The sequence below is a fragment of the Plastoroseomonas arctica genome (assembly GCF_018128965.1).
Classification (GTDB): Bacteria; Pseudomonadota; Alphaproteobacteria; order Acetobacterales; family Acetobacteraceae; genus Plastoroseomonas; species Plastoroseomonas arctica.
The window spans coordinates 116,241-127,815 of the sequence record NZ_JAAEDH010000014.1 but is presented as its reverse complement, the minus strand read 5'-3'; the positions used below and the strand labels follow the sequence as shown (position 1 = coordinate 127,815).

Annotated in this window: 9 protein-coding genes; 5 read left to right on the top strand and 4 right to left on the bottom strand. The window is 71.2% G+C overall.

The window, feature by feature from the left end; genetic code table 11:
• The 3 genes from GXW79_RS13420 to GXW79_RS13410 all read left to right on the top strand — a co-directional run.
• Positions 1-2,214, top strand: a 2,214-nt coding sequence (locus GXW79_RS13420) for a YhdP family protein (RefSeq protein WP_211874906.1), incomplete at its 5' end; no start/stop codon positions are given.
• 49 nt (positions 2,215-2,263) lie between these two features.
• Positions 2,264-3,241 (top strand): VOC family protein, encoded by a 978-nt coding sequence (locus GXW79_RS13415; protein ID WP_211874905.1) that lies wholly within the window; start codon positions 2,264-2,266, stop codon positions 3,239-3,241.
• A complete protein-coding gene (locus tag GXW79_RS13410; protein ID WP_211874904.1) occupies positions 3,238-4,179 on the top strand; it encodes a tripartite tricarboxylate transporter substrate binding protein in 942 nt (313 codons plus the stop codon). Before GXW79_RS13415 ends, GXW79_RS13410 begins: the two co-directional genes overlap by 4 nt.
• Before the next feature lie 6 nt (positions 4,180-4,185).
• Here the strand turns inward: GXW79_RS13410 and GXW79_RS13405 are convergent, their stop codons facing one another.
• From GXW79_RS13405 to GXW79_RS13395, 3 genes are read right to left on the bottom strand one after another with little or no spacing between them, the layout of a single operon-like run.
• Entirely contained in the window at positions 4,186-4,596 is a 411-nt protein-coding gene (locus GXW79_RS13405; protein WP_211874903.1) for a GFA family protein, read from the bottom strand.
• Positions 4,589-5,788 (bottom strand): DUF1501 domain-containing protein, encoded by a 1,200-nt coding sequence (locus tag GXW79_RS13400; protein ID WP_211874902.1) that lies wholly within the window; start codon positions 5,786-5,788, stop codon positions 4,589-4,591. Before GXW79_RS13400 ends, GXW79_RS13405 begins: the two co-directional genes overlap by 8 nt.
• Entirely contained in the window at positions 5,785-7,140 is a 1,356-nt protein-coding gene (locus GXW79_RS13395; RefSeq protein ID WP_211874901.1) for a DUF1800 domain-containing protein, read from the bottom strand. Before GXW79_RS13395 ends, GXW79_RS13400 begins: the two co-directional genes overlap by 4 nt.
• A 135-nt stretch (positions 7,141-7,275) precedes the next feature.
• Between GXW79_RS13395 and GXW79_RS13390 the strand changes: the two genes are divergently transcribed.
• The gene (locus GXW79_RS13390) at positions 7,276-7,545 is read left to right on the top strand and encodes a hypothetical protein (RefSeq protein WP_211874900.1); all 270 of its coding nucleotides are present in this window, start codon (positions 7,276-7,278) and stop codon (positions 7,543-7,545) included.
• Positions 7,546-7,733: 188 nt separating this feature from the next.
• Entirely contained in the window at positions 7,734-9,821 is a 2,088-nt protein-coding gene (gene fusA, locus GXW79_RS13385; RefSeq protein WP_211874899.1) for an elongation factor G, read from the top strand.
• Here the strand turns inward: fusA and GXW79_RS13380 are convergent.
• The gene (locus GXW79_RS13380; RefSeq protein WP_211874898.1) at positions 9,818-11,563 is read right to left on the bottom strand and encodes a putative bifunctional diguanylate cyclase/phosphodiesterase; all 1,746 of its coding nucleotides are present in this window, start codon (positions 11,561-11,563) and stop codon (positions 9,818-9,820) included. The two genes, fusA and GXW79_RS13380, sit on opposite strands and share 4 nt — an antisense overlap.
• Between the last annotated feature and the right edge of the window lie 12 nt (positions 11,564-11,575).

Genomic DNA, 11,575 nt, shown 5'->3' with positions numbered 1-11,575 from the left:
CGCGCGGCCACCGCCAACCGGCAGGCCGCGCCGGCTGCCAGCCGCGCGCCCGCGCCACCCGCGACGGGCCCGGTGATCGGGATCGCGGGACAGGCGCGCCGCACCGATGGCACCTGGCGCGGCGCCCTCGATGTCACGCTCGACAGGGTGGCCTTCGCCGACCTCGCGCGGCACTGGCCCGACGGTATCGCACCCGGCGCGCGGCGCTGGATGGGCGAGAACATCACTGCCGGTCAGGCGCGCGACGGGCGATGGCGGATCAGCGGCGAGATCCCGCAGAGCTTCGACGATGTGCGCATCACCGGCCTCACCGGCACCGTCGCCGCCGATGGCGTCACGGTGCACTGGCTGCGCCCGGTGCCGCCCGCGGAGGGCGCGAGCGGGGTCGCGACCTTCAGCCTCGACGCCGTCGATGTGCGCATCAATGGCGGCCAGCAGTCGGGCACCGCGTTGCAGGTGCGCGAGGGCACGCTGCGCTTCACGGGCTTCGCCGCCGGCAATGAGGAGGCGGCGATGGAGTTCCGCCTGACCGGACCCGTAGCCGACGTCATGGGCGTGCTGAAGCATCCGCGCCTGCGCCTGTTCGAGCGCCAGGCGACACCCATCCCCGAGCTGTTCGGGCAGATCACCGACAGCCGCCTCAGCGTCGGCCTGCCGCTGATCGACGCGCTGCCGATCGACGACCTGCGCATCGGCGTTACCGCGCGGATCGAACAGGCGCGCATCCCCGCGGCGCTGCTCGGGCGCGACATCGAGCGCGGCGTCTTCGACCTCACCGCCAACACCGACGGGCTGCGCGTCTCGGGCAATGCCGTGGTCGCCGAAGTGCCCGCGCGCCTCGCCGTGGAGATGGATTTCCGCCGCGGCAACGCCCAGCAGGTGATGACGCGCGAGAGCCTCACCGCGCGGGTGGAGGCGAGCCGCCTCGCGGGCTTCGGTGTCGACGTCGCCGGCATCGTCGAGGGGGCGATCGCCATCGAGGCGCGGCAGGAGACGCGGCGCAGCGGTCAGGCGCGGCTCACACTCCGCGCGGATTTGCGCGAGACCGGGCTGCTGGCCGAGACCTTCGGCTGGACCAAGGCGCGCGGCACGCCGGGCAGCCTGGACGCCGTGCTGCGCTTCCAGGCCGGCCGGCTGCAGGCGATCGAAAGCCTGCGCGCCGAGGCGGCGGGGGCGGTGCTGCGCACCCGTGCCGCCGCATTCCGGGAGAACATGCCCGAGCGTCTGGAGATTCTCGAAGGCCGGATGGGGCAGAGCCGCTTCACCGGCGAGGTGCGCGGGCCGACGCGGGCGGACGGCCCCTGGGGCATCACGCTCGCCGGCCCGGTGCTCGACCTCGGCGGCGTGCTCTCGCGTTCGACGCCCGACGCGCCGCCCGAGCCCAACCCGGCGCCCGAGGCGCCCGGGCCCGCCTTCGACGCGGATCTGCGGTTCGAGCGGGTGCTGCTTGGCCAGGGACGCGAGATGGCAGGCCTGGTCGCGCGCGCGCGGGTCGATCAGCTCGGGGTGGTGCGGGAGGCGCGGGCGAATGGCGGGGCGGGGTCCGGTGCCTTCGAGATCGTCATCACACCGCGGGGCGGACAGCGCGACCTCAGCATCACCGCCGTGGATGCCGGCGCGCTGCTGCGCGATTTCGACGTGCTGCGCACGCTGTATGGCGGCCGCCTCAACGTCACCGGGCGCTATGACAGCAACCGGCCTGGCGCGATGCTGGCCGGCACCGCCGAGATCACCGATTTCGCCATTCGCGACCCGACCGCGCTGGGCAAGCTGCTGCAGGCGATGACGCTGTATGGGCTGTTCGATGCGGCCTCGGGTCCGGGCCTCGCCTTCACGCGCCTGACCGCGCCGTTCCGCCTCTCACCCGGCGTGCTGGAGCTGGAGGATGCGCGCGCCTTCTCGGCCTCCCTGGGCCTGACCGCGCGCGGGCGGATCGACCGGCGCGGCGAGACCGTGGATATTCAGGGCACCATCGTGCCGGCCTATTTCTTCAACTCGCTGCTCGGCAACATCCCGCTGGTCGGTCGGATCTTCTCGCCCGAGGCGGGCGGCGGGCTGTTCGCCGCCACCTACCGCATCCGCGGTCCGATCGCCGATCCTTCGGTGGGCGTCAATCCGCTCGCCGCGCTGACGCCGGGCTTCCTGCGCGGCATCTTCGGCCTGGCCGAGCAGGGTGCCAGCGGCGGCAACCCGGCGGCACCCACCCCGCCTTGACAGCAAGGCGCGAACGGTCACGCTCCGCCTCCAAGCAAGGGAGGCGAGGATGGCCATCACCGGCCTCGGCTACATGGCGATCGGGTCCGACAAGGCCGCCGACTGGGCCGCCTTCGCGACCAGCCTTATCGGCATGCAGCGTGTCGATCGCGGGGCGGGCGTGCAGGCCTTCCGCATGGATGACCGAAGCCAGAGACTGATCGTCTCCGACCAGATCGCGGGCAACGTCATCGGCTGGGAGGTCGAGGATGGCGCCGCATTGGACGCGCTCGGCGCGCGCCTCGATGCGGCGGGCGCCCGGGTCGAGCACGGCGCGGGGCGCCTGGCGGAGGAGCGCCAGGTCGCGGGGCTGATCCGCTTCCTCGATCCGCAGGGCACCCAGCTCGAGGCCTTCCACGGCGCGGTGCGCGCTGATGCTGCGTTCCGACCGGGGCGACCGATCAGTGGCTTCCGCACCGGCGCGCTGGGGATGGGGCACGCGGTGCTGCACGTGGCCGATGCCGAGGCCCTGGTGCCGTTCTACCGCGACGTGCTCGGCTTCGGCGTGACGGACTTCGCGCGCACGCCCTACCCGCTGTATTTCTTCCACGTGAATGGCCGCCACCACAGTTTCGCGATGGTGGGCTCCGGCCAGTCCGGGCTGCACCATTTCATGGTGGAACTCGGCAGCCTCGACGATGTGGGGCAGGGGCACGACATCGCGCGCACCGAGGCGGGACGCCTCGCCTATGGGCTGGGGCGGCACACCAACGACCACATGACCTCCTTCTACGCGCACACGCCCTCGGGCTTCTTCGTGGAGATGGGCTGGGGGGCGCGGACCATCGACCCCGCGACCTGGCAGCCCGAGGAGATGCACAACGGCCCGAGCCTCTGGGGCCATGAGCGCTTCCACATGCCCGAGACGCAGCGCGACCGGATGCGCGCGATGGCGCTGCGGGCGGCCGCCGAGGGCATCCGCGCGCCGGACCCGAACCCGGGGCCATACTCGGGCTGCGCCTGGGCCGACGCGCTGCCCCGCGCATGAGGGCGCTCGCCCTTGCCTTCGCGCTGCTCGCCGTGCCGGCCATCGCGCAGGAGGCGTTCCCGAGCCGCCCGATCCAGATCATCAACCCCTACCAGGCCGGGGGAGCCACAGACACGCTCACCCGCGTGCTCGCCGCGGCGATGGCGGAGCGGCTCGGACAGCCGATGGTGGTGATCAACCGCGACGGCGCGGCCGGGGCGGTCGGCACCGCGCAGGGCGCGCGCGCCGCACCGGATGGGCACACGCTGGTCTTCGCGCCGGCGCTCGTGCTCTCGGTGCTGCCGGTGACGCAGGCGGGCGCGGGCTATGGGCCGGATGCGCTGCGCCCGGTGTGTCAGGCCTTCTCCAACGCGCAGGCGATCCTGGTACGCGCCGACAGCCCGCTGCGCTCATTGTCCGACCTGGTCTCCGCCAGCCACGCGACGCCGGGCGGGCTGGCCTATTGCACGCTGGGCATCGCCTCGATCCCGCATATGGCCATGCTGCAATGGCTGGCCGCGTCCGGGGCGGCGATGCCGCATATCCCCTATCGCGGCGACGGCCCGGTGATCACCGAGGTTCTGGCCGGGCGCATTCCGGCGGGCGCGGTGGTGCTGGCCTCGGCATCGGGACGCACCGATGTGCGCCTGCTCGCGGTGTTCGACACGGCGCGCAACCCGGGCTTCCCCGACGTGCCGACCGCGATCGAACAGGGGTTCGACGTCGCACCCACCAGCTTCGGCGGCGTCTTCGCGCCGCGCGCGGTGTCCGACGCACGGGTAGCGGTGTTGGAGGCGGCCTGCATGGCCGCAGCGCGGTCCGAGAGCTATCGCGCCGCCGCGCGGCGCGCCCTGCAGCCGGCGGCGTATTTTGCGGATGCCGCCGTGTTCGGCGAACGCCTCGCGCGCGACATCGCGGAGAAGGCGGCGCTGCTGCGGACGATCAGGCCCGCGGAGTAGCGGGCGCTATTCCCGGCGGGTCTGGTATTCCGGCAGGCCGTCATCGCAGCGCATCCAGGGCTGGCGGCTGCGCACCCAGATATGGTCGCCCGGTGGCGATGCGGCGGGGTTGTCGAGCGTGGCGGCAGCGATGTCGATCTCGTCGGGGTGTTCGGAAGAATCATAGGTGAGCGTGGTGCCGCAACTGCCGCAGAATCCGCGCGCGACATTCTCGCTTGAGGCGAAATTGGTCGGCGAGCCCTTGGTCCAGCGAAAGCGTTCGGCGGCGAAGGTGACCCACGCCACCAGCGGTGCGCCGGCCGCCATCTGGCAGGTGCGGCAATGACAGAAGGTGGCGTGGAAGGGCGTCCCGCCCGCTTCGTAGCGCACCGCCCCGCACAGGCATCCACCTTCGACCATCGCGTCCTCCTCAGCCACGCAGCAATCCGCGCATGGGGGAGAACCCGCCGGCCTCGGGGAAGGTTGCGGCGATGGTCCGCTCGGGCAGTCGCAGATGCTCGCGCAGCAGGGGCAGGATCAGGCCGCGCAAGTCGGTGGTGGGGGCGAGGTCGCGGCGTTCGAATAGCTGGTCGGGTGCGAGGCCCGGCCAATCCGCGATGACGCGCCCGCCGGCGACCGCGCCGCCCAGCAGGAAGGCTGCGCCGCCGGTGCCGTGATCCGTGCCGGCGGAGCCGTTCAGCGCGGCGGTGCGGCCGAATTCCGTCATCACCAGCACCGCCGTGCGCCGCCACACCGGGCCCAGCGCTTCGCGCAGCGCGCCCAGCGCCTCGTCCAGCGCACCCAGCGTGTTGGGCAGCCGCTGCGCCTGGTTCGCATGCGTGTCCCAGCCGCCCATGTCCAGCGCCGCCACGCGCGGTCCATCTGCCTCCGCCAGCAACCGCCCGGCGGTGCGCGCGAGCTCGGCCGTGGGGTTTTGCGGCCGCGGCCCTCCCGCTTGCGTCCCCTGGGGCTGCGGACCCAGCGCGCCGGCGGTGAAGGCGCGCTGGGCCAGGCCCTCGCGCATCGCGGGACCCAGCAGCGGGTCGGGCGCGTTCAGGGCGGCGATGCGGGCCATGAGGTCGTCCTCCGGCCGCGCCGCGGTGAGCGGGGCGTAATTGGCCACGATCGTCGGCCCGCGCATCAGAAGCGGAATGTCGGTGCCGAGTGCCATGCCGTTGCGCGCGCCGCGCGAGGGCTCCGGCAGCCCCGCCAGCGCGCGGTTGAGCCAGCCGGAGGTGCCGATCCGCGCCTCGCCCGATTCGAGCAGCGCCTGTGCGTCGAAATGGCTGCGCGTGCGGTAGGGGCCGGCGATGGCGTGGACCACCAACGCTTCGTTGGACTGGAACATCGCGTGGATGTTGGTCAGCCGCGGATGCAGCCCGAAGCGCCCGCCGAGGTCGAGCGGCCCGCCCGGCGCGCCGGGATCACGCGCCTCGCCGGGGCGCAGCGCCGCGAAGCCGGGATCGCCATAGGGCGGCACCGCGGCCAGCCCATCGAGCGCCCCGCGCAGCAGCACCACGACCAGGCGCGCATCGCCCGGCGCCCGGGCAAAAGCGAGGCGCGTGGACCCCAGCGTGGCGGCTGCGCCGAGGCCGAGGAGCAGGGTGCGGCGGGGCAGATGTTCGTTCATCGGCGCTGGAACTCCGGGCTGGTGAACAGCAGGGTGAGCGCGTCGCGTCGCGACCCCGCACGGCTCATCTCGCGCAGCGTGGTGGGGTTGGCGAGCGGGCCCATCACCTGCTCGGCCAGCGCGGCGGGGTCGGCGCCGCCGGCGGAGCGGCCGGCCACGGCATGCGCCCATTCGACGCGGCGCAGCATCGCCTCCGGCCCGGTCCAGGCGGGGGCCGTGTCCGGCCAGCCATCGGGGGCCGGCACCTGCCACAGGGGCTGGCCGAGCCGGGCCATGGTGGCGACGACGCCCAGGCCCTCGGGGGCGGGGAAGCCCACAGCCCGCAGAACGGCGACGATGTAGTCCTGCGGGCAGCGCAGTTTCGTCAGCGGCCGGTCCCAGGCTTCGGGGATGCCGATCAGGGCGGCGGAGGCCGCGCCCAGATCGCCGCGCGTGTCGCGCAGCGCGCCCTCGACGCGGCGGATGGCGGCGGGGGGCGGCGTGTCCGCCACGAAATGGCGCACCAGCTTTTCGGCGAGGTGCCGGTGCGTCGCGGGGTGGTTGGCCAGGAACGCCAGCGCTTCGGGCGCGCTGCGCTCGCCTTCGCCGAAGGTCCGCCCCATCAGCGTCTTCGTCCCCGGCTCGTGCCGGTTCACGTTGAACCAGACCCCACCACCCGGCTGCGTGAAGGGCCGCATCTGCCAGCCGGTGAGGATGCGCGCGAAGGCCGTCACGTCCGCCTGGCTGTAGCCGGCCGCGGGCGAGACGCTGTGCAGTTCCAGCACCTCGCGCGCCAGGTTCTCGTTGAGGCCGAGGTTGCGCCGCCAGCCGATCGGGCTGTTCGGCCCCGTGGACTGGTTGTTGTCGAGGTAGCCGAGCATGACCGGGTGCAGCACCGCGGCTTCCAGCAGCTTCGCGAAGGGACCTGTGACGTTGGGCCGGATCGCCTCGCGCACGTAGTGCCCGGCATGGGCGGCGACGACCGGGCTGCGGCGGATGTTGAAGGCGAAGTGGTTCGCCCAGAACGCAACCAGGCGTTCGCGGAAGGGGGTCGCCGTGGCCAGCAGCACGCCGGTATGGGCGCGCGTCTCGGCCTCCCCGATCAGGCGGAGCTGGCGCGGCAGCACGGGCGCGAGGGGCATGGCCGGCGGTGCCGCAGCGGCGGCGGTGCGCGCCTGCTCGCGCTCGGTGCGGTCGCGCAGCAGGGCCTCGGCGATCTCGCCGTAGCCGGGCAGGCCGGCGGGCAGGGCAGGGGCGGGCACGTCCGGGCGGAGCTGGCCAGCGAGCCAGGCCTCCGGATCGGCAGCCAGGGGCTCGTCCGGGCGGCGACCCAGGCCGAAGCGGATGGCGGCGATGGCGGCGCGCTGCGTCATGGCGTCAACCTAGAACAAGGATGCGCGCCGCGTCGCGTGCCGAAACAATCCGTAGCGCCGGTAACGAACCGTTCACGCCCGCTCGGGCAGGCTCGGGGTGCGCGGCGAAAACGCCGGCAAGGAGTGACAGAAAGCATGCTCGAGCCCGCCTCGCTTCCGGCCGCACGACGCGCGTCCCGCCACAGGCCCGCCCCGCCCGCCGCGCGGCGCTACGCCTGCGAGGTGCTCTGGCATTGCGCGCGCGAAGGCGAGCGCGCCGATCTTTGGTTGGTCATCGCTCCCTCGCACCGCGCTGCGGGCGAGCATGTCCGCGCGCGCCTCGCCGGTCTCGACCGGCTGCGCCTGCGCCTGTGGCGGCCCGACGAGCCGCCGGGCGAGCGGATCGAACTGCTCTGGTACATGTGAGTATCGGCACGCGTTCTGCCTCGTGCCGAGCGCCGCCGCTCGTCCGCCGTTTGAGGGCATGAGCATTATGAACGGCTTGCAAATCGGAGCGGTTCGGAGCATCTAGCGCCCGATCAGATGATTCCGTCCGCGGGCGGCTCGGGGCGCAGCCTCGGGCCCGGGCCCGTTCATGTCTATGGAGGCCCACCGTGGCGCGCACCCCACTCGACCGCATTCGCAATATCGGCATCACCGCGCATATCGATGCCGGCAAGACCACGACCACCGAGCGCATCCTCTACTACACCGGCAAGTCGCACCGCATCGGCGAAGTCCATGACGGCAACACCACCACCGACTACATGGAGCAGGAGCGCGAGCGCGGCATCACCATCACCTCCGCCGCCGTCACGGCCGTGTGGAATGATGTGCGCATCAACGTCATCGACACGCCCGGCCATATCGACTTCAACATCGAGGTGAACCGTTCCCTCCGAGTGCTCGACGGCGCGATCTTCATCATCGAGGGCGTGGCCGGCGTGCAGCCGCAGTCCGAGACGAACTGGCGCCTGGCCGACCGCTACAACGTCCCGCGCATCATCTTCATCAACAAGCTCGACCGGACGGGTGCCGATTTCTACCGCGCCGCCGCGACGCTGACCGAGAAGCTCGGCATCAACTGGATCGCGCTGCAGCTGCCCATCGGCATCGAGGACACCCTCAAGGGCATCGTCGACCTCGTCACCATGAAGGCGCTGATCTGGGAAGGCGACGACCTGGGCGCCCAGTACCATGAGGAAGAGATCCCCGACGACCTGAAGGAGAAGGCGGCCGAATACCGCCAGATCCTGCTCGACAACGCGCTGTCGGTCGACAACGCCGCGATGGAAGAATACTTCGACAAGGGCGATGTCTCGGTCGAGACGCTGAAGCGCTGCATCAAGCGGGGCACCATCGACGGCAGCTTCCGCCCGGTCTTTTGCGGCTCCGCATTCAAGAACAAGGGTGTGCAGCCGCTGCTCGATGGCGTGGTCGACTACCTGCCGAGCCCGATCGACATTCCCGGCATCCGCGTCGCACTCGAAGAAGGCGAGGAGGAGGGCCAGAATCCTGACCGTCGCGTCATCCCCGCGAACGAGGACTCGCCCTTCGCCGGGCTCGCCTTCAAGATCATCAACGACAAGTACGGCAACCTCACCTTCGTGCGCGTCTATGCCGGTGTGCTCAAGACCGGCGACATGGTCATGAACACGACCAAGGGCCACAAGGAACGCGTCGGCCGCATGTTCCAGATGCACGCCGACAAGCGTGAGGAAATCAAGGAAGTCTCCGCCGGCGACATCGCCGCCTTCGTGGGGCTGAAGGACACCGGCACCGGCGACACGCTGGCCGACCAGTCCGACCCCGTCGTGCTCGAGCGCATGGCTTTCCCGGTCCCGGTCATCGACATCTCCGTCGAGCCGAAGACCAAGGAGGGCGTCGAGAAGATGACCCTCGGCCTGCAGAAGCTGGCCGGCGAGGACCCCTCGCTGCGCCTGAAGACCGACCAGGAGACGGGCCAGACCATCCTCTCGGGAATGGGCGAGCTGCACCTCGAGATCATCATCGACCGCCTCAAGCGCGAATACGGCGTGGACGCCCACATCGGCGCGCCGCAGGTGGCCTATCGCGAGACCATCACGAAGTCCCACACCGAGATCTACACCCACAAGAAGCAGACCGGCGGGTCGGGCCAGTACGCCGAGGTGAAGATCACTTTCGAGCCGAAGGACCGCACCACGGGCATCGAGTTCGTCAACGCGACGACCGGCGGCTCGGTGCCGCGCGAATACATCCCCGCGGTCGAGAAGGGCATCAAGGTGCAGGCCGATACAGGCGTGCTCGCGGGCTTCCCGACCGTGGACTTCAAGTACTCCCTGGTCGACGGCAAGTACCATGACGTCGACTCGTCGGCCCTGGCCTTCGAAATCGCCGCCAAGGCCTGCTTCCGCGAAGGCATGAAGAAGGCCGGCCCGGTCATCCTCGAGCCGATCATGGACGTGGAAGTGACCACGCCGCAGGACCATGTCGGCGACGTCGTGGGCGACCTCAACCGCCGCCGCGGCGTGATCCAGAACCAGGAAATGGCCGGGACGTCCGTGCTCGTCCGCGCCCATGTGCCGCTCAAGGAGATGTTCGGCTACATCTCCAACCTGCGGGGCATGACCAAGGGGCGCGCCAGCTTCTCGATGCAGTTCCACCACTACGATCCCGTGCCGCGCAACGTCGCGGACGAGATCATGAAGGCCTCGGCCTAATACACCTCCGGCGGCGCCCAGGCGGGCGCCGCCGCGAGCGGCCCGGGGCGGCCGAACAGGAAGCCCTGCGCCTCGTCGCAGCCGCTGGCGATCACGGCGGCAAATTGCTCCTCGGTCTCCACACCTTCGGCCGTGATGCGCATCTTCAGCACCTTGCACAGGTCGCTGATGGCGCGCAGCAGCGCGGCATCGCCCCCCGATGCCCAGATGCTGCGGACGAACATCCGGTCGATCTTCACCCGCGTGAACGGGAAGCGCTGCAGCGCGCTGATCGAGGAAAAGCCCGTCCCGAAGCCATCCATGGCGATGCCGACGCCCAGATTGCGCAGGCCATGGAGCACGCCGAGCACCATCTCCGTGTCGCGCAGCATCGCATGCTCGGTGATCTCGACCTCCAGGCGCGCCGGATCCAGGCCGGTCTCGCCCAAGACAGCGGCGAGGCGGGGCGGAAGGTCAGGGGTGAGCTGCCGCAGGGAGACGTTGACGGAGAGTTTCGGGCGACCGGCGAGGGCCACGGTCTGCTCGCAGCCGCGGCGGATCGCCCAGTCGCCGAGCGGCACGATCAGCTCGGCGCCCTCCGCGACGGGAATGAAGGTCTGCGGCGGGACGAGCCCGCGCTCGGGGTGGCGCCAGCGCAGCAGGGCCTCGTACCCCACGATCCGGCGGCTGGGCACCTCGATGAGCGGCTGGTAGTGCAGGTCGAAAGCGCCGCTGCCCAGCCCGCGCCGAAGATCCTCCGAGAGGCTGCGGCGAACCTGCATCCGCAGCGTGGCCTCAGGTTCGAAGAAGCGGTAGCAGCCGCGCCCGGCATTCTTGGCGCGATAGAGCGCGAGATCGGCGTTGCGCATCATCTCGTCCGGCCCGCACCCGTCATGGGGAGCGAGTGCCACGCCGACGCTGGCGCTGATGTCGGCGCGATGGCCTTCGAGTTCGTAGACGCGCCCCAGGGCATCGATGATGCGTCGCGCCAGCTCGGCCATGTCGCCTGCGTTCGCGTGCCGGCGGATCAGGGCGAACTCGTCGCCACCGAGGCGCGCGACGAGGTCACCCGGCTGGGCCAGGTTGCGCAGCCGCCCCGCCACCGCCCGCAGCAGCAGGTCGCCCAGCGGATGCCCGAGCGTGTCGTTCACCTGCTTGAACCGGTCGAGGTCGATCCAGACCAGGGCTGCCGGTATGCCGGCACCATCGCCGGCAAGCGCCTCGTCGAGGGTCTTGCGGAACAGCAGGCGGTTGGCGAGGCCGGTCAGCGCATCATGATGCGCCATGTGGGCGATGTGCTCCGCGGCGCGGCGCTGCTCGGTGATGTCCTCATGGGTCGCGACCCAGCCGCCATCGGGCATCGGCTGGTGCTTGATCATCACCGTCCGGCCATTGGCCATTTCGACCACGGTCTCGCTCGGCTCGTTCCTCTCGGCGATTTCGTCACGCCAGACCAGATACTCCTCGGGGGTCATGCGCGGACAGCTGCCGGCCGCGAAGCGCAGCGCGATGATGTCGCGGAGTGGCATGCCCGGCGTGATGCTCTCATGCGCGATATCGTAGAGTTCGGCGTAGCGCCGGTTGGCCAGGATCAGCCGTTGCGCGCCGTCGAAGAAGCATACCCCGTGGGACATGCGTTCGAGGGCCGTCTCGAGCCGCAGCAGCCGGGTCGAGAACGTCGAAACGTCGAGGGTCCCGGCCGGCAGGTCGACGGCGGGCGTGCGGCGATGCTCCGCTCCGTCCGGGATGCGTCGTCGTCCCATCGACCGGATATA

Coding starts and splice junctions, on each gene's coding strand:
- GXW79_RS13390 (WP_211874900.1), top strand. CDS start 7,276: ATGCTCGAGCCCGCCTCGCTTCCGGCCGCACGACGCGCGTCCCGCCAC.
- GXW79_RS13380 (WP_211874898.1), bottom strand. CDS start 11,563: ATGGGACGACGACGCATCCCGGACGGAGCGGAGCATCGCCGCACGCCC.
- GXW79_RS13400 (WP_211874902.1), bottom strand. CDS start 5,788: ATGAACGAACATCTGCCCCGCCGCACCCTGCTCCTCGGCCTCGGCGCA.
- GXW79_RS13395 (WP_211874901.1), bottom strand. CDS start 7,140: ATGACGCAGCGCGCCGCCATCGCCGCCATCCGCTTCGGCCTGGGTCGC.
- GXW79_RS13410 (WP_211874904.1), top strand. CDS start 3,238: ATGAGGGCGCTCGCCCTTGCCTTCGCGCTGCTCGCCGTGCCGGCCATC.
- GXW79_RS13415 (WP_211874905.1), top strand. CDS start 2,264: ATGGCCATCACCGGCCTCGGCTACATGGCGATCGGGTCCGACAAGGCC.